At 67.0% G+C, this 24,206-nt stretch carries 21 protein-coding genes; 9 read left to right on the forward strand and 12 right to left on the reverse strand.

What is annotated here, in order from left to right; genetic code table 11:
* The first annotated feature begins 369 nt into the window (after window positions 1-369).
* Window positions 370-1,755: an MFS transporter gene (locus KEC55_RS25360; RefSeq protein WP_282507872.1), complete on the forward strand. Its 1,386-nt coding sequence runs from the start codon at window positions 370-372 to the stop codon at window positions 1,753-1,755.
* 57 nt (window positions 1,756-1,812) lie between these two features.
* Here the strand turns inward: KEC55_RS25360 and KEC55_RS25365 are convergent, their stop codons facing one another.
* The 4 genes from KEC55_RS25365 to KEC55_RS25380 all read right to left on the reverse strand — a co-directional run bounded on the left by KEC55_RS25365 (window position 1,813) and on the right by KEC55_RS25380 (window position 7,705).
* Window positions 1,813-2,889, reverse strand: a complete 1,077-nt coding sequence (locus tag KEC55_RS25365; protein ID WP_282507873.1) for a C45 family autoproteolytic acyltransferase/hydolase — start codon at window positions 2,887-2,889, stop codon at window positions 1,813-1,815.
* An 84-nt stretch (window positions 2,890-2,973) separates the two neighbouring features.
* Window positions 2,974-4,557: a DUF3138 family protein gene (locus KEC55_RS25370; protein ID WP_282507874.1), complete on the reverse strand. Its 1,584-nt coding sequence runs from the start codon at window positions 4,555-4,557 to the stop codon at window positions 2,974-2,976.
* A 97-nt stretch (window positions 4,558-4,654) separates the two neighbouring features.
* Window positions 4,655-5,770 (reverse strand): polyamine ABC transporter substrate-binding protein, encoded by a 1,116-nt coding sequence (locus tag KEC55_RS25375; RefSeq protein WP_282507875.1) that lies wholly within the window; start codon window positions 5,768-5,770, stop codon window positions 4,655-4,657.
* Between the two features lie 210 nt (window positions 5,771-5,980).
* The gene (locus tag KEC55_RS25380; protein ID WP_282507876.1) at window positions 5,981-7,705 is read right to left on the reverse strand and encodes an amidohydrolase; all 1,725 of its coding nucleotides are present in this window, start codon (window positions 7,703-7,705) and stop codon (window positions 5,981-5,983) included.
* Between the two features lie 238 nt (window positions 7,706-7,943).
* On the opposite strand from KEC55_RS25380, the gene KEC55_RS25385 reads away from it, so the two are divergent.
* On the forward strand, window positions 7,944-8,774 hold the full coding sequence (locus KEC55_RS25385) for a helix-turn-helix transcriptional regulator (protein WP_039320668.1): 831 nt from the start codon (window positions 7,944-7,946) through the stop codon (window positions 8,772-8,774).
* An 86-nt stretch (window positions 8,775-8,860) separates the two neighbouring features.
* Here the strand turns inward: KEC55_RS25385 and KEC55_RS25390 are convergent, their stop codons facing one another.
* The 4 genes from KEC55_RS25390 to KEC55_RS25405 form a co-directional block, all read right to left on the reverse strand.
* Window positions 8,861-9,781 carry a LysR family transcriptional regulator gene (locus tag KEC55_RS25390; protein WP_039320670.1) on the reverse strand — a complete coding sequence of 307 codons (921 nt, stop codon included), beginning with the start codon at window positions 9,779-9,781 and terminating at the stop codon, window positions 8,861-8,863.
* Window positions 9,782-9,914: 133 nt separating this feature from the next.
* Complete coding sequence (locus KEC55_RS25395; RefSeq protein WP_282507877.1) at window positions 9,915-11,105, reverse strand: MFS transporter; 1,191 nt, start codon at window positions 11,103-11,105, stop codon at window positions 9,915-9,917.
* Between the two features lie 87 nt (window positions 11,106-11,192).
* Window positions 11,193-12,653 (reverse strand): NAD(P)/FAD-dependent oxidoreductase, encoded by a 1,461-nt coding sequence (locus KEC55_RS25400; RefSeq protein WP_282507878.1) that lies wholly within the window; start codon window positions 12,651-12,653, stop codon window positions 11,193-11,195.
* Between the two features lie 85 nt (window positions 12,654-12,738).
* Window positions 12,739-13,083, reverse strand: a complete 345-nt coding sequence (locus KEC55_RS25405) for a cupin domain-containing protein (protein ID WP_011356376.1) — start codon at window positions 13,081-13,083, stop codon at window positions 12,739-12,741.
* 198 nt (window positions 13,084-13,281) lie between these two features.
* Between KEC55_RS25405 and KEC55_RS25410 the strand changes: the two genes are divergently transcribed.
* The 3 genes from KEC55_RS25410 to KEC55_RS25420 all read left to right on the forward strand — a co-directional run bounded on the left by KEC55_RS25410 (window position 13,282) and on the right by KEC55_RS25420 (window position 16,789).
* Entirely contained in the window at window positions 13,282-14,166 is an 885-nt protein-coding gene (locus KEC55_RS25410) for a helix-turn-helix transcriptional regulator (protein ID WP_282507879.1), read from the forward strand.
* 162 nt (window positions 14,167-14,328) lie between these two features.
* Entirely contained in the window at window positions 14,329-15,279 is a 951-nt protein-coding gene (speB, locus tag KEC55_RS25415; protein WP_176051433.1) for an agmatinase, read from the forward strand.
* A gap of 28 nt (window positions 15,280-15,307) precedes the next feature.
* Complete coding sequence (locus tag KEC55_RS25420; protein WP_282507880.1) at window positions 15,308-16,789, forward strand: aldehyde dehydrogenase family protein; 1,482 nt, start codon at window positions 15,308-15,310, stop codon at window positions 16,787-16,789.
* A gap of 151 nt (window positions 16,790-16,940) precedes the next feature.
* On the opposite strand, the gene KEC55_RS25425 is transcribed toward KEC55_RS25420, so the two are convergent.
* The gene (locus tag KEC55_RS25425; RefSeq protein ID WP_282507881.1) at window positions 16,941-17,825 is read right to left on the reverse strand and encodes a patatin-like phospholipase family protein; all 885 of its coding nucleotides are present in this window, start codon (window positions 17,823-17,825) and stop codon (window positions 16,941-16,943) included.
* A gap of 517 nt (window positions 17,826-18,342) precedes the next feature.
* Between KEC55_RS25425 and motA the strand changes: the two genes are divergently transcribed.
* The 4 genes from motA (at window position 18,343) to KEC55_RS25445 (ending at window position 22,336) form a co-directional block, all read left to right on the forward strand.
* Window positions 18,343-19,212 carry a flagellar motor stator protein MotA gene (motA, locus tag KEC55_RS25430; RefSeq protein WP_282507882.1) on the forward strand — a complete coding sequence of 290 codons (870 nt, stop codon included), beginning with the start codon at window positions 18,343-18,345 and terminating at the stop codon, window positions 19,210-19,212.
* 27 nt (window positions 19,213-19,239) lie between these two features.
* Entirely contained in the window at window positions 19,240-20,211 is a 972-nt protein-coding gene (gene motB / locus KEC55_RS25435) for a flagellar motor protein MotB (RefSeq protein WP_282507883.1), read from the forward strand.
* Window positions 20,212-20,329: 118 nt separating this feature from the next.
* Complete coding sequence (locus KEC55_RS25440; protein ID WP_282507884.1) at window positions 20,330-20,869, forward strand: hypothetical protein; 540 nt, start codon at window positions 20,330-20,332, stop codon at window positions 20,867-20,869.
* Window positions 20,870-20,989: 120 nt separating this feature from the next.
* Complete coding sequence (locus tag KEC55_RS25445) at window positions 20,990-22,336, forward strand: DUF2325 domain-containing protein (RefSeq protein ID WP_282507885.1); 1,347 nt, start codon at window positions 20,990-20,992, stop codon at window positions 22,334-22,336.
* A gap of 24 nt (window positions 22,337-22,360) precedes the next feature.
* Here KEC55_RS25445 and KEC55_RS25450 read toward each other — a convergent pair whose 3' ends face one another.
* From KEC55_RS25450 to KEC55_RS25460, 3 genes are all read right to left on the reverse strand, one after another.
* Window positions 22,361-22,684, reverse strand: coding sequence for a winged helix-turn-helix domain-containing protein (locus KEC55_RS25450; protein ID WP_047901809.1), 324 nt, complete (start codon window positions 22,682-22,684; stop codon window positions 22,361-22,363).
* Window positions 22,685-22,789: 105 nt separating this feature from the next.
* Entirely contained in the window at window positions 22,790-23,281 is a 492-nt protein-coding gene (locus tag KEC55_RS25455) for a molybdopterin-dependent oxidoreductase (RefSeq protein ID WP_282507886.1), read from the reverse strand.
* Window positions 23,282-23,420: 139 nt separating this feature from the next.
* Entirely contained in the window at window positions 23,421-24,188 is a 768-nt protein-coding gene (locus tag KEC55_RS25460) for a DeoR/GlpR family DNA-binding transcription regulator (protein WP_282507887.1), read from the reverse strand.
* Between the last annotated feature and the right edge of the window lie 18 nt (window positions 24,189-24,206).

Consider the following 24,206-nt stretch of genomic DNA (forward strand, 5'->3'; position numbering starts at 1 on the left):
TTCGTTGGCTTAGTGGACGCGATCTTACCGAGACAATTGAAAGGCAATCGTCATAAATTTCTAACCTGTTGAATACAAACCACAAATTTCAATTTTCAGACTCGTCCAATTGACGTGCGCTCGGGCATCTCTAGTCGAGCTCCTAAAATATTCCGGCGGCAAATATGTGCGTCCCGTCTCGGACCGGCGCACGATGCGGCGCTATCGCAACGCCTTCTCACATATTGAGCACCCAACATCCCATTAATAGGGATACCTGCCCAAATGTTGACGCACTTCGCTCCACGGCTCTAACGTTCGCCCCAACGCCATTCGATTCGGCCGCCCCGTTCGCGGGCGCCGGCCGGGCACAGAACACAGGAGACAACCGTGGCCCAATCCGCGTCGCGCACCCACGCGAACCCGACGGATCAGTTGCACGCACACGCCGGCATTGCATCCGATCCCGCCGCCCGTGCGGCCGCGGCACAAGCCGCGCCACCCAGCCGCAAGCGCCTGCTGATCCTCGCGCTGCTGTTCATCACGGTCGTGATCAACTATCTCGACCGCAGCAACCTGTCGATCGCCGCGCCCGCCTTGTTCAAGGAACTGAACATCGATCCCGTCCGCGCGGGCCTCGTGTTTTCCGCATTCGGCTGGACCTACGCGCTGATGCAGATTCCGGGCGGCTGGCTCGTCGACAAGGTGTCGCCGCGCGTGCTGTATGCAGGCGCGCTCGCGTTGTGGTCGGCCGCAACGCTGCTGCTCGGTTTCGCAGGCTCGTTCGTCGGGCTGATCGTGCTGCGTCTCGCGGTCGGCGCACTGGAAGCGCCGGCCTACCCGATCAACAACCGCGTGGTCACGACGTGGTTCCCGACCCGCGAACGCGCAAGCGCGATCGGCGGCTACACATCGGGCCAGTTCGTCGGCCTCGCGTTCCTGACGCCGGTGCTCGCGTGGCTGCAGGTGCATCTCGGCTGGCACATGGTGTTCGTCGCAACGGGCCTCGCCGGCATCGCGTGGGCTGCGGTCTGGTATGCGGTGTATCGCGAGCCGCGCGCGTTTCGCGGCGTCAACGCGGCCGAGATCGCACTGATTCGCGATGGCGGCGGTCTCGTCGATCTCGAGGATCGCATCGCGGCGCGCAGCGAACGCGCGCCGTCGACGTTGCGAGACCTCGGCGTCGTGCTCGGCCGGCGCAAGCTGTGGGGCATCTACCTCGGCCAGTTCGCGCTGAACTCGACGCTGTGGTTCTTCCTCACGTGGTTCCCGACTTATCTCGTCAAGTATCGCGGGATGAATTTCATCAAGTCGGGCTTCCTTGCGTCGCTGCCGTTCCTCGCCGCGTTCGTCGGCGTGCTGTGCTCGGGCGTGCTGTCGGACTGGCTGATGCGCCGCGGCGCGTCGCAGGGTTTCGCACGCAAGCTGCCGATCATCTCGGGCCTGCTGATCTCGACCTGCATCATCGGCGCGAACTACGTCACGTCGACGGGCTGGGTGATCGCGTTCATGACGATCGCGTTCTTCGGCAACGGCTTCGCATCGATCACGTGGTCGCTGGTGTCGGGGCTCGCGCCCGCTCGGCTGCTCGGCCTCACGGGCGGCATGTTCAACCTGATCGGCAACCTGTCTGCGATCGCGACGCCGATCGTGATCGGGCTGCTGGTCGACGGTGCTGATTTCTCGCGCGCGATCACCTACATCGCCGCGATGGCGCTCGCGGGCAGCCTGTCGTACGGGTTGCTCGTCGGCAAGGTCGAGCGCATCGACGCATGAGCGTCACGAGGGCGGCACACACGTGCCGCCCTGCCTTACCGCTGCCCGCGTGCCGCGTCAGAACCGCATGAACCCGTCGCGCGCGAGATCGTGCGGATTACCGGCCACGTAGTCGAGCGCGCACGCGTCGGTGTCGATGCCGACGGTCAGTAGCGTTTCCCAGCGCTCGGTGTCGGGCATCGACAGGTCCGGGTGGAAACACACGACGGCCGCGTCGCCAGCCGCACCGCACATCGCCGCCGCGCGCTCGCGCACATCGGCGCTCGTCATTCCGGTCACGACTTCGTTCAGGTGCGCGAAGCGCTCGCGCGTGGTCGAGCTGTCGGGCATGCATTCACCGCCACTCAACGCGAGATCGAGGAAGTGGTTCGTGTGCAGCAGCCAGCCGTCCGGGCGCGGCACGACCACACCAACACCCGACGGGCTCAGCTCGATGCTCGCCGCGCGCGGGTTCGCGTCGTGCCGCGTGAACACGGTCAGCACCGTCGATGCGCTCACGCGCGCGGTGCGCGCGAGTTCGATCGCCTCCTGCACCGTCGTCGCATCCTCGAGCAGGCGCCGCGCGATGGCATGCACGGGCACGCCCGCGCTGTCGTTGTCGCTCGCGTGATGCAGGATGTTGAAATGCAGCCCGAGCCCCGCGCTGTTCACGCCGAGCTTCGAGAGCATCCCGAATTCGGTGAACAGCTTGACGGTGCGGCCTTGCGACGTCGCGAACTGCATCAGCAGCCCCTGCGGCGCGAGGCTGTCGTGCCAGTCCCACGTCTGCAGCGTGCGTGGCGCCTGCGGGCCGGCCGGCGCGTAGACGGTCGTCGAGCATTCGCCCTCGGCTGACGCGGGCGCGGTCGCGAGAATCTCGGTGCGCGCGTTCAGGCATGCGAGCTGCCAACGCGGCAGCTCGACGCCGTCGGCGATCGCCTCGACTTCGGCGGCCAGGCGCGGGCACCATGCGTCGAGCGCGGCCAGGCTCGCTTCGCCGATCTCCCGCGCGCGCTGCGGATCGATACCGAGCTTCGGGAAGAACGCGAGATAAAGCGCGACCGTCTCGCGGATCGCCGGCGCGAAGCGCGCGCCGATCAGGCGGCCCCGTTCGCGCGGATCGGTGATGTCGGTCGCGAATGTGTGCAGCTTCAAGATCAAACCTCCTGTGTTGAATCAGGTCCGGGCCCGCAGCCCGGAACATGTTTCGTTATACGAAAAAAACGGCGCGCGCCAACGTCAGAACGAGTAGATGAACTGCATCCCGGCCAGGTCGTTGCTGCGCGCGTACGTGCCGTTGCTCTTCAGGAACACCGGATGGTTCGCCGCGTCGTGGCGGTATTCGACCTTCACGGTGATCTGCTGCGTCGGATAGAACAACAGGTCGGCCGTGATCGCATAGCGTTGCGCGCCCTTGCATTCGGTACCGTTCGTCGCCGAACCCTGGAAGCACGACGGATCGATGCCGAAGCCGCTCGTGCCGTTCACCGACGGGTTGCCGCCCGCGAGCCCGTACTGGACGTTCGTGCCGCCGCCGCCGTTCGACGTGTTGTTCAGGTAGTCGAAGCGCAGCGTCGCGCCCATGCGGCCGACCCACGCCTGTGTCCACTTCGTATGGCCCAGCAGCGACATCCCGTACCAGCGCGCGGTGCCACCGTTCCATGCGCCCTTCTGCAGCTCGCCGTAGTCGACCTGCGCGTTGACCTGCGTCTTGTCGTGCGTATAGGTCATGTCGGCTTCCACGTACTTGTAGAGACCGGTCGGCGACGAGCCGTTGCACTGGTAGCCGTAGCCGCCCGCCACCGCGCACGGCGAGAACAGCGACTGCCGGCCGAGCATCCCGGAGATGCCGAAGTCGAAGGCCGTCGACGTCGCGTTGTCGAAGCGCGCGGTGATCGTCGGCGTCCAGTTGGTCTTCGTCGTGTTGTTCGCCGCGTTCGCGATCGCGCCGGCGGTGCGCAGCACCTCGTTGCCGATCACGACCTGCCAGAAGCGCGTCATCGCCGCGTTGGAACCCTTCAGCCCGATGCCGATCAGGTTGCCCGGCTCGCTGAAGTCGTACAGCATCCCGTGCGTGAGCGTGAGCATCTGGTTCGACGGCTGCACCTCGTAGCCCGCGAGGCTCGGCATCATCCCGATCTCGAAGGTGCGCGTCGTGCTGAGCGGCACGGTGACCACCGCCTGCGTGACGATGTTGTTGCCGACGCCGCCGTGCGAATTGCTGAACACGTTGCCGAAGCCGCGGTTCGGCTGGATCACGACCTCCGCTGCCGGCGCCATCGGGCCGACGCCAAAGGTCTTCTTGATGTCGAGATAGACATCGCCGATCGTGCTGTTGTAGTAGTCGTACGCACCCGGGTCGTGATTCAGGAACTGGAAGCCGGACGTGCGCTGCGCGCGGTTGAACAAATACACGGGGTCAACGTAGCCGGTGATGCTCAGGCCCGCGAGCGGGCCGGTCGTCGCGGCTTCCTGCAGCGAGTCGACCTTCAGCGACGCGTTCGCGATCTGTTCGCGCATCTGCTGCAGGTCGTCGTTGGTGAACGCCGGTGCGGCATCGGCTGCCGGCGCGGCGGCCGCGGCCGTGTTGATCGTGCCGATCGTCGCGCCGCCCGATGCGGCCGTGGCCGTCGTGGCGGCGCCGGCCGGCTTCGCGGCCAGCATGCTCGCGCGCAGCTCGTTCACCTGCTGCTGCAGCGCGGTGACCTGCGCCTGCAGCGCCTTCATCTTGCCGGCGTCGGTCGCTTGCGGTGATGTGTGTGCGATCGCCGAGGCCGCTTCGAATGCGAGCAGGCACAGCGCCGTCATGTGTTTGATTTTCATGTTCTGGGTGGTCGTCGGGACGAGCGCGCCCCCGCCCGCCGCGGTGAGCGGCGGGGCGCGCGAAAGGTATGCGGGAGTGCGGGGAACGGCGGCCGGCTTACTCGGTCTTCAGCTTCGTCCAGAGACGGTTCTGCAAGCGCATCAGCTCGGGCGGAACCGGCTTGCTGAGGCTCAGCTTGCGGATCACGTCGGCGGGCGGGAACACGGCCGGATCGCTCGTCACTTCAGCGCGCACGAGATGCTTCGACGACGGCACGGCCGACGGGTACGACGTGTCGTTGGTCAGGTTCGCGCTCTCCTTCTCCGACAGCACGAAGTTGACGAACTTCAGCGCGGCGTCCGGGTGCGGCGCATCCTTCGGCACCGCCATCATGTCGAACCACATCGCGCTGCCCTCGGTCGGGATCACGTACTTGATGTGATACGGCTTCTTCGCGGAAGCGGCCGCGATCCGCGCGGAGTTCACGTCGCCCGACCAGCCGAGCGCGAGGCAGATGTCGCCGCCCGCGAGATCGTTGATGTAGCTGCTCGAATTGAACTGCGTGATGTACGGCCGCACCGACTTAAGCAGCTCATAGGCGGCCTGATAGTCGGCCGGGTTCGTCGTGTTCGGATCCTTCTTCAGGTAGACGAACGCCATCCCGAACGCATCGACCGGCGAATCGAGCACCGACACGCCGCAGTGCTTGAGCTTCTGCGCGTACTTCGGGTCGAACAGCAGCGCCCAGCTGTCGAGCGGCGCGTCGTTGCCGAGCGCCGCCTTCACCTTCTCGACGTTCATTCCGAGGCCATCCGTGCCCCATGTCCACGGAATGCCGAACTGGTTGCCCGGATCGTCCTTCGACAGCACCTTCATGATTTCCGGATCGAGCAGCCCGTAGTTCGGCACCTGGCTCTTGTCGATCTTGCGGTAGATGCCGGCCTGCAGTTGCCGCGCCCAGAAGATGTCGGACGGCACGACGACGTCATAGCCCGACGTGCCCGACAGCAGCTTCGCCTGCAGCGTCTCGTTCGAATCGAACTCCTGGTAGACGACCTTGATGCCGGTCGCCTTCTCGAAGTTCGCGATCGTCGCCTTGCCGATCGAGTTGCCCCAGTTGTACACGTTGACGACGTCCGCCGCGTGCGCGACGGGCGTGCCGGCCCACAGGACGCCGCCCAGCGCGAGCGCCGCGCATGCCGTTCTCAGATGCTTGCTCCAATCCCCTGCCATGGTTTCCTCCGTCGATATCATGATCCGTTCGCGATGAACGGGGTGTGCTTCGGTCCGGAAAAATGTAGCCAGAGGAAATTGGCCGGTCTGCCCTGCCAATAGGGGGACACGCCGCACAATCGGCGCATCCGGTTCCGGCCGGATGCGCCGACCCGCGAAAACGGAAGCCATCTGAAAGCCTCCGTCACCGCTTCGTCAGCCGATGCCCGCTCAGGACGCCTGCATACCCGTGCGCGCGCCGAAATCGTCGCCCACGTGCGTGACGCGGCCGCCCATCATCGTCAGCCCGACGTCGATGCGGCCGATGTCGTACTGGCCGACCTCGAACAGGTCGTTCTCGAGCACGACGAGATCCGCGCGCTTGCCGGGCGTGAGCGACCCGACCTCGTGCTCCATCCCGAGCTGGTACGCACCGTGGATCGTGTACGCGGCGATCAGCTGCGGAATGCTCAGGCGCTCGGCGATATCCGGGAACACCGCCGCATCGGGCTCGCCCGCGAGCTGGCGCGTATGGCCCGACTCGATGTGTTCGAGCGGCTTGTGCTGGCAGCGGCACTGGCATGCCAGGCCGTCCATGCCGATCGACACCGTCACGCCTTCGTCGAGGAACGTGCGGAACTTGTACATGTTGCTCCAGCGCTCGTGGCCGTAATGGTCGCGCAGCTGCTCGGTGTACGCGTCGACCACGCCCCACTGCAGCTGCGTGTTCGCCATCACGCCCGCGCGACGGAAGCGCGGGATGTCGTCCGGATGCGTGAGGAACGCGTGCGTGATCACGTGGCGGCGGTCGCGCGGCGGGTTCGAGCGGTTCACCGCGTCGAAGCCGTCGAGCGCCATCCGCACGGCCGCGTCGCCGACGCAGTGAACCATCACGTTCGCGTTCGCGCGATCGGCTTCGACCAGATAGCGGTTGAACGTGTCGGCCGGCATCGTCGGCGCGCCGCAGGTGTCGGGGCGGTCCGCGTACGGTTCGAGCAGGTAGGCGGTGTGGTTCGCCTCGGTGCCGTCGAGGAACAACTTCAGCGCGCGCGCCTTCACGAGCGGCGAATCGTACTGCTCGCGGTATTTGACGAGCGTGCCGACCGGATCGTCGATCTCGCCGATCACCGCGACACTGCCGACCACCCGCAGCTTCAGGTCGCCCGCGCGCTCCAGCGTCTGCAGCGTCTCGTACAACAGCGACTGGTCGCCGCTCGGATCGAAGAAGCCTGCATCGAACACGGTCGTCACGCCCGCCGCGCACAGCTTCTTCTGCCACGGCGGAATCGACTTCAGGTACAGGTCGATGCCGGTCGGCAGCAAGCCGGCCGCGCTGATCCGCTGCATCAGCAGCGAATACGCGGCGCCGTCGACGATCAGTCCGGTCGGCTCGCCCGTCACCGCGTCCTTTTCGAACCAGCTCGCGCCTTCCTGAACGGGCGGCGTCGACGCGTCGATGCCGGCGATCTCCAGCGCCTTCGAGTTCACCCACATCGAATGGAAATCGGTCGACAGCAGGCACACGGGACGATCCGCGCAAATCGCGTCGAGCGTCTCCTTGCGCAACATCGCCGGCGGAATCGTCGCCTGCACCCAGCCCATCCCGGTGATCGCCGGCTCGTCCGGATGCGATTCGACATAGGCGCGCAGCGCGCCGAGCACCTTCTGCGGATCCTCGTAGTTCACGAACGCCTGGAACGCGAACGCGGTGGTCTCGAAGTGCCAGTGCGATTCGACGAAGCCCGGCAGCACGAGCCGGCCTGCTGCGTCGACGACCTTCGTCTGCGCGCCGACATACGCCTGCGCGGCCGCCGTGTCACCGACGTGGACGATCCGGCCGTCGCGCACGGCGACGGCCTGTGCCCAGGGCTTGTGCGGATCGACGGTATAAACCTTCGCGTTGGTCAGAACGAAATCCGCCGGCGTCGTGGCGGCGGGCGTCGGTTGCATCTGCATGGCCTGTCCTTTCTGGTCATCAGGTTTTCGAAGTGCTTTCACTATAGGCAGACGATTCGCGCCGGTATGCCCCCCCGCCGCCGGGGCTTGGGCGAATTCCGGCCGCCGCACGCATGGTCTTGTCATCGTTTTGGGGACAACGCACAAAATCCGTGGGGCGGATCCGGTGAATTCCCGGCTGACGCGTGCACGGCGTTCGCGTAACGTCGCGCTGTCCCTTGACCGCCCTCGCCCGACCATGCGACTTCTCCAGCCCGACCCTGCCGCACGCGGCCACTACCTGATCGGCGTGCGCCCCGATTCGCTCGGCGCGACGTTACGCGCGGTCGGCACGCCGGATTTCGTCGGCGCGGTGACGGAGTTCGTCAACGACAGCATCGACGCCGACGCCGTGCACCTCGAACGCTGGCGCGCGGACACGGGCAGCACGTCGGGCTTCGTGGTCGAATGGCTCGGCAGCGGCAGCCTGCGCTTCGCGGCCGATACGCTGCGCGTGATGGACGTCTACTACCAGGACTATTGCCAGGCCGACCCGCTGGTCGCGCCGCTGCGCGGCAAGGCCGGCACGCTGCTCGTGCAGCGCCATGTCGACGGCATCGCGCAAGGCGAGTTCCGCCGACGGATCTTCGACGAGCCCGGCATCGGGCAGGAATGCCTGCTCGTGCACGGCAACGCGCACCTGCAGTACGCACTCGGGCTCGCGCGCACCGTCGGGCGCGCCGCGTTCACGACGGACGAGCTGTTCCACTTCCGCCAGATGGTCGACCTGCTGTTCCCGATGTTCGAGCTGCATGCGCGCACCTGCGCGGCGCGGCGCGTGGCGGCGGTGTCGGTGAATGTCGAATCGCAGGCGAGCTTCGACGCGCGCCTTGAGCGGCAGGACGTGCAGTTGTCGCGCCGCGAACACGAGATCTGCCGGCTGATGCTGTGCGGGCGCTCGGTGCCCGAGGCCGCGCAGCAACTCGACGTGAAACTGTCGACGGCCGAGTCGTACGTGAAGCGCGCGTTCGCGAAGCTCGGCGTGCGCACGCGCCGCGAGCTGTTCGACTGGGTGCTGGTCGACTGCTGAGCGCGCGGCGCGCATAGGGCCTGCTCCAGCTAATAACGGGCTTGTGCTGGCCCCACTGATGTTTTTTCAGATCAGGGGAACGTGCCCTATGCGGCCAGCGCGGCCGCCTTGATGTTGAAGGCGCGCAGCAAGTCCTCGCAGAATGCATCGACGATCGGCTTGTCGCTCGTGCTGCGCTTCATCGCGAGATGCAGCGGCACGTCGAAGCTGAACGTCGTGCGGCCGACGGCCTTCACGAGCCCGCGCTGCTCGAATGGCTCCGCGTAATGCGCGGGCAGGTAGCCGAGATGGCCGCCCGACAGGATCAGGATCGTCGCGGCCTCGATGCTGTCCGCGCTCGCGGTCACGCGCCGCTCGGGCAGCGGATACTGCTCCTCCGGCACCGGATAGGTGCGCCATACCCAGTCGTGAAGCTGCAGGTCGTCCGCCGTCACGGGCCGCGACGCATGGAACAGCGGATGCCCGCGCCCGCAGTAGATCACCTGCTGCTCGGTGAAGAGCGGCGTGTAGAGCAGGCCGGGCACGCGATGCCAGAAATAGCCGATCGCGAGATCGAGCTGGTTGTTGACGAGGCTTTCCTCGAGCTCCTGCGGCGACGCGACCTTCATCGAGAACGTGACGGCCTGGTCGCGCTTGCGGAACGCGCCGATCGCGTCGGCCACGCGCGCGTTCTCGACGAGCGGCGCCTGGCCGATCAGGCCGATCGACAGCGTGCCGACCAGCTTGCGGTCGATGTCGCGCACGCGCGCGACGAATTCGGAGGTCGCCGCGACAAGCGTGCGCGCGGTGGCCGCGAAGCGTTCGCCCTTCGACGTCAGGCGAAAGCCGCCGCGCCCGCGATCGCACAGCTTGAAGCCGACGCGCGCTTCGAGCGCCGACAGCTGCGTGCTGATGGTCGACTGCCGCACGCCGAGCGACGCCTCGGCGGCCGTGATGCCGCGTGCGTCGACGACGGCCAGAAAGACCCGGATGAGCCGGAGATCGAGATCGGAGGTATTCGAGAACATGCTTCAAGCCGCTGCGCGTGTGCGCGTTGCCCGGCCGGCCCGCACGACGCGCATCGCGCGCCACGCCGGCCGCCTTCGCCGATGAACCGAACCGGACGCGCGCCGCCATCGGCAGCGGCGCGCGTCGCAACCGTCATTCAGGTGCCACCGCGAGCACGCGTTCCATGCCGAACACGGCCGGCCGCAGACGCCTGTAGCAAAGGAACGCCACCGCGCATAGCACGATCGCCGCGATCAGCGCCGACTGCGTGCCCGCGCTCTCGATCAGCGAGCCGCCCGCGACCGAACCGACGCCGTAGCCGAGCGCAACGCAACCCGGCGACAGCGCGGCCGACTTGCCGATCAGGTCGTACTGCGGAATCGTTGCATAGATCAGCAACGCGCCACCGGTCCAGCAGCCGATGAACACGATCGCGCCGAGCGCGAACGTCGCGACCGACGCCGGCATCGCGAGCAGCACGGCCGCGACCGCGCAGCCGCCGAGGTTCACGAGCGTCCAGCGGCGCAGGCCCTTGCCGGCGCCGAGCTTCGGCATCGCCGCGCAGATCACGAGGCTCGCGACGTTCGCGATGCCGAGCACGAGCGATACCGACTTGCCGCTCAGGCCCGCATCGGTGCCGATCTTCTCGAGGAAGGTCCATACGACGCCGACACCGCCATACAACGCAAGCTGCGCGCACAGTACGAGCATCGCGCCCTTCCGGTCGATGCTGCCGGCGATGCCGGCCGGTGCCGGTACGGCCAGCGTCTCGCCGCGGCGAAACAGCGGCGCCGCTAGCACGAACACGCCGAGCACGCATGCGACGAAGCCGAACACGCCGTGCGCGCCCCATGTGTCGCTCAGCATCGGGAAAATGTACGCAAGCAGCACCATGCTCCACGTCACCTGCCCCATCAGCATGATCCCGAGATTGCGTTCCGGCGCACGCGAGTACGACAGATAACGCAGCGCGATGCCGTTCAGCCCGCCCGAGCCGACGCCCGCGATGAACTGCAATGCGGAATACGCGACGAGCCCGTGCGTCGCAAGCGTGCCGAGGTTCGCGCCGGCCGCGAGCGTCACGGCGCCCGCGAGCACCCAGCGCACCGGCTGGCGGCCGAGCACGAACGCGACGAGCAGCGTGCCCGTCGATTCGCCGAGCACCTCGACGAAGCTCGACAGCCCGAGCGCCGCTTCGCCGAAGCCCCAATGGCGTTCGACCTGCCCGACGATCGCGGGCAGGCCGAGAAAGACCGTCGGCCCGAGGATGCCGAGCAGCAGCATCACGACGACGAACAGCGCGCTTTCCTGTCGCGCTTCATCCTGCAGGTTGACTACATTCATCTGGTGTCTCTCTCCGTGTCCGCGGCGCGGACCGTCTCCTCAGGGGAGTTTGGTATGGCGGCGGCCCGGCCCGGGCCGCCGTGTCGCTTACATCGGGAAGCCCATCGCCTTGAGGCCGCTGATCCACGCGCGCTTCCAGCCGCCTTCGGCATCTGCGCCATCGAATGCGTGGAACGTGATTTTCGCGGCGACCCAGCGCATCGGCTCCGGCGGGATGTAGCTCGGGCTCTGGTTCGCGATGTCGAGCTTACGCTCGGGGCTGTCGCGGTCGAACAGGATGTTCAGCCCCATGAACGCGCCGAACCGGCTCGCCGCGACGCCGAAGCCCGTATAGCCGGCGACGAACACGGCCTTGTCGCCGAGATAGCGCTTCGCGAATACCGAACCGCGCGAGCAATAGTCGATCGGGCCGCCCCACGCATGCGAGAAGCGCACGTCGCACAGTTGCGGGAAGGTGCGGTAGAACGCTTCCGCGAGCCGGTAGTAGGTTTCGCGCTGGCCGTCCTGATGCGGCTCCGGATCGCCGTCGAAGTGATAGCTGACAAGGCCGCCGAAGATGATGTTGTTGTTCTTCGTCAGCCGGAAATAGTTGAGCTGCGTGCGCGTGTCGTACACGCCCTGGCGATTCTTCCAGCCGATCCGCGCGAGTTGCTCGTCGGTCAGCGGCTCGGTCGCGAGCACGTGGTCGCGCACCTGCATCACGCGGCGGTTGATATCGGGAATCCCGACTTTCGCGGTGCCACTGCCGAACACGACGCGCGGAGCACGCACGCTGCCCTTCGGCGTCGTCACGAGCACGGTGCTGCCTTCGTCGATCACGGTTGTGAGCGGCGTGTGTTCGTACAGCTTCACGCCGAGCGACAGCGCCGCGCGCTTCAGCCCCCACGCGAGCTTGGCCGGATGCACGATGCCGCTGCGGTTGCGCGACCACAGCGCGCCGGCGAACATCGGCGAATTCAGTTGTTCGAGCGTTTCCTCGCGGTTCAGCAGCACGACGTTGTGGCCGTATTCGCGATGCAGGTCGTAATCGCCCTTCAGGTGCGCGATGTGCTCGGGATCGACCGCGACCGTCATCTCGCCGTTCCACTCGATGTCGGCGTCGATGTCGTAGCGCTTCAGCGTTTCCTCGAAGCCGTCGAGGTTGTGATGGCCGAACGTCTCGAGCTGCGCGATGTCGTTCGGGAACACGCGCACCGCGTTCGGCAGCCCGTGCATCACCGACGTCGAGATGATCCCGCCCGCGCGGCCCGATGCGCCGTGCGCAACCTTGCCAGCCTCGATCAGCACCACGTTCAGGTGCGGCATCTGTTCCTTCGCCTGCACGGCGGACCACAGCCCCGTGAAGCCGCCGCCGACGATCAGCAGGTCGGCGCTCACGTCGCCGACGAGTTCCGGCTCGGTGGCCGGCGCGGCCGGGTTGTCGAGCCAGTACGGGAACAGCTTCGTATTCGCGAGCGCCGCCTCGACGCCCAGCGCGACCGGCGCGCCACGCAGCGCGTGCGCCTGCATCGGCGCGGTCTGTTTTGCTTCGTTGACTTCCATTTCCATGATCCCAGCCATCACACGCGAAAAACGAAACCGCCGCCGGGTTCGCGTCACACGGACGACGACACCACGGCGGCGGCTTCGGACATCACGACTTCTCGAGCAGCACGTAGAACTTCTTCGCGTCCTCGATCGTCTCCCAGCGGCCCGCGAAGCCGGCCGGCAGCAGGTAACCCTGGCCCGGCGTGAATTCCTTGCGGTTGCCTTCGACGTCCGTCAGTGCGATCCGGCCCTCGACAAGCCACACCGCTTCATCGGCGGCCGTTTCCGGAAACTCCACCGAGCCGACCTTGCCTTCCCACCAGCCGATGATGTAGTTGCCGCTCTTGCCTTCCGCCGCGCGCCAGTCGCTTTCGTCCATTCCGAAGTCGAGCTTCGTGAATTCGCCGATACCTGCGCCGAGTGGCAGGATGTCCTTGATCAGTTTGGTCATCAGAATCTTTCGTCTCTTGATTGAAAAAAGCAGAGACAAAGTTACTCATTTACACTGCCCCGGTATGCCCCCCTCCGGGGGGGACAAGCAGTGTTTTCCGGGGCCGGGCAAGTCGCAAGGACACCTGCCGGTATTTCCCCCTAATGACGTTTTTCGTTGCCGACGCTACAATCGCGCCGCTTTTCACCGGGGAACCGCATGCTGCTCAACGTGAACCCCTTCCACCGCGACAACGACCGCTTCAACGTGTCGTTCAAGGCGCTGGGCGAGCTGATCGAGACGGTCGGCACGCCGCACTTCGTGCCGCGCCTCACGCAACTGCTGAACGACGTCGTGCCGCTCGACGTCGCGCACGTCGAACGCTCGCGCGTCGACGGGTCGATGCCCACCGGCTACCGATGCGAATGGATCGGCAGCAGCGGCATCGGCACCGAATCCAACGAAATCTCCGACGTGATGACGCTCTACTACGAGCGCTTTCTCGACAGCGACCCGCTGTTCGCGGGGCTGCGCGGCAAGACGGGCACGATGCTCGTCGTGCGCGACATCGCGGCGATCCCGCCCGGCGAATTCCGCCAGCGGATATTCGACGACGTGCAGATCGGGCACGAATGCGTGCTCGCGCGCGGCACGCGCTATTCGCAGCACTCGATCGCGCTGGAGCGCGGCCGCGACCGGCCGCCGTTCACGCTCGCCGAGATGAACCGCTTCCGCAGCATCAGCGACGTGCTGTTCCCGCTGCTCGAACTGCATGCATCGACCACGGCTGTGCGGCGCGTCGCGCACCCGACACCGGAAGTCCATCCGCTCGCGCAGTTCGATGCGCGCATCGCGGCCGACGGCGTGAAGCTGTCGAAACGCGAATACGAAACCTGCAAGCACCTGATCTCCGGCAAGACCGTGCCCGAAACCGCCGAGATTCTCGGCGTGCGCGTCGCGTCGGCCGAGTCGTACGTGAAGCGCGCGTTCGCGAAGCTCGGCGTGCGGACCAAACGCGAACTCGCCGCGTGGGGTTCGGCAACCACCGCATTCCCTTCCGCCGGATCGCACGACGGCGCCACGCCGCCAGCCATCCCGGGTTGACCTGGCCCGGCCGCGCGGCCGGCTCCGGTTGCACGGCGTCGATGCGGCGGCGCCACTCGCATCGAGACCCGTCGATGTAAACGTTGCGACTTCAAAATCTTCGCGCGGGCGTTCTCCTCTACCATCGGCCGATCGCTTTACCTCAGAAAAAGGAGACGGCCCATGCCCCGCGAACTGAATCAACCGATGGGCGGCAACGAAATGCCGCGCTTTGGCGGCATCGCCACGATGATGCGGCTGCCGCAGGCCGCGACGACCGACGGCCTCGACGTGTGCTTCGTCGGCGTGCCGCTCGACCTCGGCACGTCGAACCGCTCGGGCTCACGCTTCGGCCCGCGCCAGATCCGCACCGAATCCGTGCTGCTGCGCCCGTACAACATGGCCACGCGCGCCGCGCCCTTCGATTCGCTGCAGGTGGCCGACATCGGCGACGTCGCGACCAACCCGTACGACCTGAAGGACTCGGTGCGCCGCATCGAAGAGGCTTATGACGAGATCGTCGCGAACGGCTGCCGGCCGATCACGCTCGGCGGCGATCACACGATCGCGTGGCCGATCCTGCGCGCGCTGCATAAAAAGTACGGCAAGGTCGCCGTCGTCCACATCGACGCGCATGCGGACGTGAACGACACGATGTTCGGCGAGAAGATCGCGCACGGCACGCCGTTCCGCCGCGCGGTGGAAGACGGGCTGCTGCAATGCGACAAGGTCACGCAGATCGGCCTGCGCGGCACCGGCTACCACGCGGACGATTTCGACTGGTGCCGCCAGCAGGGCTTCACCGTCGTGCAGGCGGAGGAATGCTGGAACAAGTCGCTCGTGCCGCTGATGGCGCAGGTGCGCGAACGCGTCGGCGACACGCCGGTCTACCTGAGCTTCGACATCGACGGCCTCGACCCGTCGTTCGCGCCCGGCACCGGTACGCCGGAAATCGGCGGCCTCACCGTGCAGCAGGGCCTGGAAATCATCCGCGGGATGAAGGGCCTGAACATCGTCGGTGCGGACCTCGTCGAAGTGTCGCCGCCGTACGATCCGGCCGGCACCACCGCGCTCACGGGCGCGAACCTCGCGTTCGAGATGCTCTGCGTGATGCCGGGCGTCGCCTACCGCTAACCCGACCGATCTCGACAGGATGAACCTCATGTCTACCGCCGCGCTTTCCCCTTCCGCCGCGACGTTCGTGCTGCCCGCCGCGCACATCGCCGGCCAGCCCGTGCATACGCATTCCGACACGGCTGGCGCACCGGTCTTCGACGCGTCGACCGGCAACGCGATCGGCTGGCAGGAATTCGCGACGGCCGCGCACGTCGACGCCGCGGTGCGTGCCGCGCGCGACGCATTCGCCGGCTGGCGCGACACGCCGCCGGCCGAACGCGGCCGCGTGCTCGCGAAGATCGCCGAGCGCGTCGAAGCATCGCGCGATCGCCTTGCGGCGCTGCAAATGCAAGTGAGCGGCAAGCCGCCGTTCGAGGCCGAGGCCGACGTCGGCGACGTCGCCGCCACGTTTGCCTACTACGCGAAGCTGTGCGAAGACCCGGCGCTGTTCGCGGCCGAACCGGTCGCGCTGCCGAGCGACGCCGTCACGGCCGAACGCTTTTACGACGCGGTCGGCGTCGCGGCGCTCGTCATGCCGTGGAACTTCCCGATGGTCACGACCGCGTGGAAGCTCGCGCCGGCGCTCGCGGCCGGCTGCGCGGTCGTGCTGAAGCCGTCCGAACTCACGTCGCCGACCGAGCACGCGCTGCTCGAGATCGTCGAGCAAGCCGGCGTGCCGGCCGGCGTCGTCAACGTCGTGAACGGCGGCGCCGAGGTCGGCGCGGCGCTGACCGCGCATCCGCTGATCGACAAGATTTCGTTTACCGGCAGCACGGCGGCCGGCCGCAAGGTCATGCAGGCCGCCGCCGTCGACATGAAGCGCGTGACGCTAGAACTCGGCGGCAAGTCGTCGCTGATCGTGCGCGACGACGCCGATCTCGACGTCGCGGTATCGCTCGCGGTCGCGGGCGCGTTCACGAACGCGGGCCAGATGTGCTCGGCCACCGCGCGCATCCTCGTGCACGACAGCGTGTATCGCAGCTTCATGGCCGCGTTCGAGACGGCCGTGCGTGCGCTCGTCGTGGCGCCGCCCGCTGCGGAACAGGTCGCGATGGGGCCGCTGATCTCGGCCGCGCAGCGTACGCGCGTCGAAGCGATGCTCCAGCAGGGCATCGATGCGGGCGCACGCGTCGCCTTCAGCGGCCGGGTGACGGATGCCTGCGGTGCCGGCTTTTTCATGGCACCTGTCGTGATCGCCGAGCCGGCGGCCGACAACCCGCTGTGGACCGACGAAGTGTTCGGCCCCGTCGCGTGCGTGAAGTCGTTCCGCACCGACGACGAAGCCATCGCGCTCGCGAACGACACACGCTACGGGCTCGTCGCGACCGTCGTGACGCGCGATGCGGGTATCGCGAAGCAATTCCAGCAGCACGTGCGCGCGGGGCTCGTGTGGATCAATGCACCGCAGCTCATCTATCCGCACGTGTGCTGGGGCGGGTTCGGGCTCAGCGGGATCGGCCGCGAACTCGGCGTCACGGGGCTGCGCAGCTATCAGGAACTGCGCCACGCAATGCGCGCGATCGACTGACCAGTGCGGCCGTTCAGGCCGTTGGCGGCACCGTGGCGGATGGCACGGTGCCGCCTTTTTTTGGGTGCTTCGCGGATTTCCATGGAGAGGGCCCGGCGGCCGGGCAATCCACGTTCGTCGGCCGTGAGTCCGCACGATGCGCGAGCACCCCTCAATGCGACAGCGCCGCGGCGTGATCGTGCTCGCGCAGCGGGCCGGGAATCTCGCACTGCGCGAGCCCGCCCGCATCGATCCACGCGCGTGTGCGTTCCGCGGCCTTGTTGATCAATTGCGCACACTGCGAGTAATCGTATGACGACACGTCGAGCGGACAGAGCGGCGGCACGACGTGGATTTGCGCGCGCGCCGCGTACAACTCCAGGTCGCGCACCAGTTGCCGCGCGATCACGAGCGTCAGCGCGTGCGTCGCATGCGCGATCGCGCTGCGCGGCGGTGCGCGCAACGCACAGGCGAACCCGGCCGGCAGCACGACGATCCGCTTGACGCCGAGCGCGATCGCCACGGAGATCGGCGTATTGTTCGCGACGCCGCCGTCGACGAGTTCCACGCCGCCGATGCTGACCGACGGAAACACGCCGGGAATGGCCGCGCTGGCCTGCACGGCATCCACGACCGGGCCGGCGGACAGCACGACTTCCCGGCCGCTCAGCACGTCGGTCGCGACGATATGGAGCGGTAGCACGGCCTGCTCGATCCGACGGTACGGCAGGTTCTGTTCCAGCAGCAGGCGCAGCGCATCGGCCTCGACCAGATGCGCACGGTTGCGCAGCAGCATCGCGACGATGCTGCGCATCGAGAACGGCATGACGTCCTGGCGGCGGATCCTGCACCACAGCGCGGCGAGCATCGCGACGCCGTCCGCGTCCGGCCGGCCGGCGAAATAGGCGGCATTGATCGCGCCCGCCGACGCGCCGACGACGCAATCGGGCCGTTCGCCGCTGGCGACCAGTTCGCGGAGCATGCCGACCTCGATCGCGCCAAGGCTGCCGCCGCCGGCGAACACGAAGGCGGTCGAGGGAGTGGGATCGGGAGTCACGGGAGCGCCCTCCTGCTGTTTGCCAAAACAGTACCTTCGCCATGATGGATCGTGCCGCGCCCCGGATGTCCTGATGAAAACCCTGCCGGCGCGCGGCCCCAACCGTTCGGCGACGATGCACGCCGCGCTCCCCTGAATCCCGCAATGAAGCGCTCATGGGGAGGGTGACGTCATTCGCCGCCCCGTTTCCGCGTCGCATCATTACGGAAATCCACGCGACGATCGCGCACTTTTTGACCTCGATCAAGAAAGTCGCGCGCATCGCCGCCCGCAAACGTGTGCCAGGGCGTGAATCACGCGCGATACGTGGAATCACGGGTTCAGTCGTCCCGACGATCGCCGTTATTGCATCAACACCCGCCGACGGGCATCGCGTTGCGACACATCGGGACGACCGCCCGGATCGCACCCGCTACGCACCGATCCGGCGCCGTCGCGGGTAGTGAGCGAGACCGCAGGACGTCCCGCTCGCTTTTCTAAAACAGATGCAGCAGCGCAAGATGCGGAAGAGGGAATCATGTTTGTAGCCATCGGGTGGATCGTCGTGATCGGATCGGTCATCGGCAGCTTTATCGGCGTGGGCGGCCATTTGCCGGCCTTGCTGCAACCGTTCGAGCTGCTGTGCATTTTCGGCGCCGCGCTGGGTGCGTTCGTCGTCAGCAATCCGGTCACGACGCTGAAGAAGACCATCAAGAGCCTGCCGACCTGCTTCAAGGGCGGCGGCTATACGAAGCAGCAATACGTCGAACTGATCGCGCTGCTGTACGAACTGCTGCAGAAGGCGCGCAAGGACGGCATGATGGCGCTCGAGGCCGACGTCGATGCACCCGAGCAAAGCCCGCTGTTCCAGAAGTATTCGCATGTGCTCGAAGACCATCACCTGCTCGACTTCATCGTCGATTACCTGCGGATGATGTCGAGCGGCAACGTGAACGTGCTGGAGATGCAGGACCTGATGGATGAGGAACTGCACACGCACCATGCGGAAGCGTCGGTCGCGGCCAATGCGATCCAGAAGATGGCCGACGGCCTGCCAGCGTTCGGCATCGTCGCCGCGGTGATGGGCGTCGTGCACACGATGGGCTCCGTCGGCGCGCCGCCCGCCGTGCTCGGCAAGATGATCGCCGGCGCGCTCGTCGGCACGTTCCTCGGCATCCTGCTCGCCTATGGCTTCGTCGGGCCGCTCGCGGATCTGCTCAACGCGAAGGGCCGCGCCGCGGCCAAACCGTTCCAGTGCGTGAAGGCCGTGCTGCTCGCGTCGATGAGCGGCTACGCGCCTTCGGTGGCGGTGGAGTTCGGCCGCAAGGTGCTGTTCACCGCCGATCGCCCGAGCTTCAAGGAACTCGACGACGCCGTCCGCGCGACGAAGTCGCCCAAGGCTGCGTAACGGATACGCGAGGAAACGGAACACGCCATGGCCGACCATCGCTCCAGTTCGTCGAAACCGTCCGCATCGGCACCGCTCGTCGTCGTGCGCCGCAAGAAAGGTGAGGACCACGACGCCCACCATGGCGGCGCATGGAAAATCGCCTACGCCGATTTCGTCACGGCGATGATGGCGTTCTTCCTGCTGATGTGGCTGCTCGGCTCGGTTTCCAAGTACGACAAGCAGGGGATCGAGGATTACTTCAACACGCCGCTGTCGACGCTCCTGTCCGGCGGGAAAGACGCACAGGCGCCGCGCCCGAGCGTCGTGCAAGGCGGCGGCCGCGACCTGTCGGACCCGGCGCCGGCAATCAACGCGCAAGCGCAACCGGTGCCGGCCAGCTCACCCGCGGCGCTCGTGAGCATCGTCGATACGCAAAAGCTCGAACGCCTGAAGGCAAAGCTGACCGCGGCGATCGCACAGAGTCCGTCGTTGCGCGCCTACCAGGACCAGATCCGGATCGCGATCACCCACGAGGGCCTGCGCATCGAGATCGTCGATTCGCTCAAGCGCCCGATGTTTGCATCAGGCAGTTCGCAACCGGAAAGCTATGCGACCGCGATTCTCACGCAGGTCGGCGCGGCGCTCGACGATGTCGAAAACCGCGTGTCGATCGCCGGGCATACCGATTCGACACCGTATCCCGACGGCCCGAACGGCTATTCGAACTGGGAGCTGTCCAGCGATCGCGCGAACGCCGCGCGGCGCGCGCTGGTCGCCGGCGGGTTGCGGGAAGCGAAGCTGCTGCAGGTGCGCGGGCTCGCGGATGTGCTGCCGCTCGACCGGAACGTGGCGGACGAGCCGACCAATCGCCGCATCAGCATCCTCGTCATGAACAATGCCGCCGAGCAGGCGTTCTTTCGCGACGGTGGGCGCACGACCGTCGACGAGACACCCGGCATCCGGCCGGCCGTCCCGCCGGTGACGCTCGAGCGGCAGCACCCGGCAACGATCAACTGACGAGCGCGGCCGTTCAGGCCGTTGACGACACCCTGCCGCGCGGCACGGTGTCGTCTTTTTTTTCGTACTCGATATATTCCGTAGAATATATCGACACCTGCCCACCCGGAGAAACTGCATGGCCCGCACGTCGACGGATCGCGCCCCGCTGCGTATCGCTCGGGAACAGCCGATTGCGCGCAAGATCCGCGCACTCAAGCCGCTGTCGAGCGACGCGCGGGCGCAACAGGTCACGGATGTCGTTGACGCGTTCCGGCGCCTGCGCGGCAGCATCGTGCGTTTCATCCGGATGCTCTCGTCCGCGCACGCCGACGCGATGCCGGACGAAGCGTTGTCGGCACTGGGCTTTCGTGAGCTGCTGGCGACGCTCGAACACGAAGCACGCGCCGCCCGCTTCACGCGCCTGCCCGACCTCGAACGCGCGATCGGTCAAGCGCGCGGTCTCGAACGCACACGCGACGACGTGTTTTCCGATTCGTTCAGCAACGACCCGGCCGCCATGCGCGACGCGGTCGCTGCGCTGGAGCGCGTCGACGTGCTGATCGTCGGGCTGTGCGTCGAATCCGTGATGGCGCGCCACGCGTCGCCATCGCTCCCCGTTTCGCCGGTGGCACCGGCCGCCCTGCCGCAAACCGACCGTTCGACGGCGCTCTGCTGACCGCGCCACCCGGCGCCATCCGGTGGTTTCCCCTGCATTTACCCCGTTATATTCCGTGGTATATTTCGCAAATCTTTCGCGCATCCGTCTCCGGTCCGATCGTGCCGGATAGAGGTCAACATGCACGCTCCGCCCTTTCGCCTTGCCCGCACGGCGGATCTCTCGTCGTCGGGCGGCCATCCGTCCGCGGCCACCGGCACGCGGATCGACGCGTGCTGCGCACCGTCCCGCGCGCAACAGGTCGAGCTGAAACGCCGCGCGCGCCTGTCCGAACTCGATGCGAACCTGCACTGCTCGATCATCGGCACCTGCCTGACCACGCACGAACTGCGCAAGCTCGTGCCGAAGTTCACCGACCTCGACCGGCAGCGTGCGACCGACCTCGAAATCCATCACGCGGCCGTCGAGCTCGCGATCGACGGCACGGCCGGCGCGAAGGCGTTGCACAAGGCGCTCGACGAACGCTATGCGGGCGCGATACGCGCGTTCGACCAGGCAAAGGACGCGGATGAACTGCTCGCGCGCTGGCAGGAAGCGCTCAAGAGCGGCGACATTCCGCCCGCGTACTGGGCGCTGATGACGCATCCGCGCACGACGATGGGCGTGCGCCAGGCCGCATTCGGCGACCTGCACATGCTGTCGCACCTGGTCGGCGCGGCCAATCGCGCCGATATCCGGCGGCTGGTCGCGCTGGAGGAAGAGAATGCGGAACTGCACGCGAAGGTCGAACGGCAGCAGGCGCGCCTGCACGAGATGAGCACGCAGCGCGACGCGGCGCTACAGGAACGGGATGCGCTGCATGCGCGCCACAACGCGCAGCCGCTGGCCGCCGAAAGCGTGTTGCGCGACGAAGTGCATGAACTGCGCGAGGCGCTGGCCGCGCGCGACGAACGGCTCGCGCTGCACACGAGCCGCCGCGAAGCCGCCGAGCAGCGGATCGCCGCGGAACAGGCGAGCGCCCGTGCGATGCGCGCACGGCTCGACGACCTGATGGCGATGGTGAAGACACTACGCGCCGAAGCGAGCGCAATCGAACAGGCCGTGCAGGCGTCGGCCGACGATCCGGTCGACCAGGCGGCGAATTCGCTGTCGATGCTGCAGGGCACGCGCGTTGTCTACGTCGGCGGGCGGCCCGGGTCGAACCGGGCGATCCGGCGGATCGTCGAGGCGTCAGGCGGCGAAGTGACGCTGCACGACGGTGGCATCGAGGATCGCAAGGGCCTGCTGGCCGCTGCGCTGCCGGGCGCGCAGATGGTTGTGTTCCCGGTCGACTGCATCGATCACGATTCGATGAACCTGCTCAAGCGCATCTGCGAACGCCACCACATCGCGTACTACCCGCTGCGGACCGCCAGTGTCGCGAGCTTCGTCGAACTGATCGGGCGGCTCGATGCGCAGGCGCGCGATGTCATCGTGCCGGATGGCGCCGCGAGCGACCCGTCACGCTTCTGCCTGCGGCACGGGTAGGCAAGCGCCGGCGCAACGCGCCTTTCAGCGACGCACCATTTTCGTGAGCGCGGCGATTTCGTCGGCGCAAGCTGCGTACGCGCGCTCCTCGATCCCGCGATAAAGACGGATGATCTCCTCGCCAACCGGCGTCAGCACGCTACCGCCGCCGCTCTGCCCGCCATGCTCGGACACCGTCGCAGGCGATTTCAGCGACCGGTTCAGTTCGTCCATCAGCAGCCACGCGCGCCGGTACGACATCTTCAGGCTGCGCGCCGCGGCCGAAATCGAACCGTGCTCGCGCACCGCTTCGAGCAGCGCGACCTTGCCCGGGCCGAGCGCGATCGTGTCGGCCTGCTGGATACGCATCCTGAACCGCACCTCAGGCTTGGGGTGTGCCGAAGTCTTCATGTTGTCCGCCGAGTGATCGATGCGGGCAAGCATACACGATGGCCGGTACGGCGAACGCCGCGCTCAAACCTCCAGCACGCGCGCGACGATGCCGGCCAGCCGCTTCACGTGGCGCGGCGCGGGCAGCAGGTCGGCGCCCGAAAACAGCAGCGGCGCGCCGTCGTCGATCGACAGCGGTGCATCGCCGCATTCGAACGCGACGATCACGTGCTCGCCGACGGGCGTGTTGAACAGTTCATGCCACGAAAACGTCACCGCATAGCCGTCGTGCGCATGCGCGATGAACACCATCCGCTTGAAGTCGCCGGGTTCGTCGTTGCGCAGGCCGGCTGCGTCGAGCAGATCCTTCAGCCGCGCGCCCCGATACGGCGCGACCGAGCGGATGAAGCGGTTCGTCGTGAAGCAGCGCAGGTCGAACGGCTCGGCCGTCGCGCTCGCGTGCCGGCGCAGTTCGTCGAGCGTCACCGTCATCGGCCGCACGAATGCACCGGTCAGCGCGATCGAGCCTGCCGCCGCCTGATGCGCCGAAGGCGCCGCCGTCCCTGCCATCTCCATCGCCCGCCTCCATGACGGCCCACCGGTGGGCGGGCCCGCGTTGTATCGGCGGATATATTACGCCGGGAACAGGCCGGCCGGCAGAATGCGCGCCGCATGGGCGGTATACGGCAGCCGATCGTGCCCCTTCCCGCAAGCACTATGAAAGCACGACGTTCCCGACGGCCTTCCTGATGCTCTTGTAGCTGTCGACCGATTCCGCCTTCTGGTCGGTCACCAGCGTGCCAATCCGCGCCGGCTCGCAGAAGCTGATCCGGCTGTTCGTGCCGAGCTTGCTGAAATCGGCCAGGATCGCGACCTCCGCCGCGTTGCTCACCATCGCGCGCGCCACCTCGGTTTCCATCCGGTCGTAGTTCGTCGCACCGCGGACGGCATCGACGCCCACCGGCGACAGCAGCGCGAGATCGGCGCGGTAGCGGAAAATCTCGGCGATCGTGCCGTCGCCGACCGTCGCGGCCGCGCGGCTGCCGATCATCCCGCCGAGCAGGATCGTTTCGTTCTTCCCTTGCGCCGGGTCGCTCGAGCGCATCTTCAGCGCGACGTCGATCGAATTCGTGACGATCGTGAGGCCCGACAGCTTCGCCAGTTCCTCGGCCAGCAGCGTGGTGGTCGTGCCGGCGTCGATGAACAGCGTCTGCGAGCCCGAGACGAGCCGCGCCGCCGCGCGCGCGATGGCCAGCTTCGCCTTCACATGCGTCTGCGCGCGCTCAGCAATCGGCGCTTCGTCGCCGACCTGCACCGCGCCGCCGTGCACGCGCTTCAGTTCACCGAGCGCTTCGAGGTCGACGAGATCGCGGCGTACGGTTTCCCGCGACACGTTCAGGTCGGCCATGATCCGGTCGGTGGAGACGCGCTGCATCTTCGATAACAGAAGCCGGATCCTCTGGTATCGCTCTTCTTGCCACATGGAATGTCCTCGGAGTGA

It is taken from the genome of Burkholderia cepacia, from assembly GCF_029962485.1.
In the GTDB taxonomy this organism is placed as follows: Bacteria; Pseudomonadota; Gammaproteobacteria; order Burkholderiales; family Burkholderiaceae; genus Burkholderia.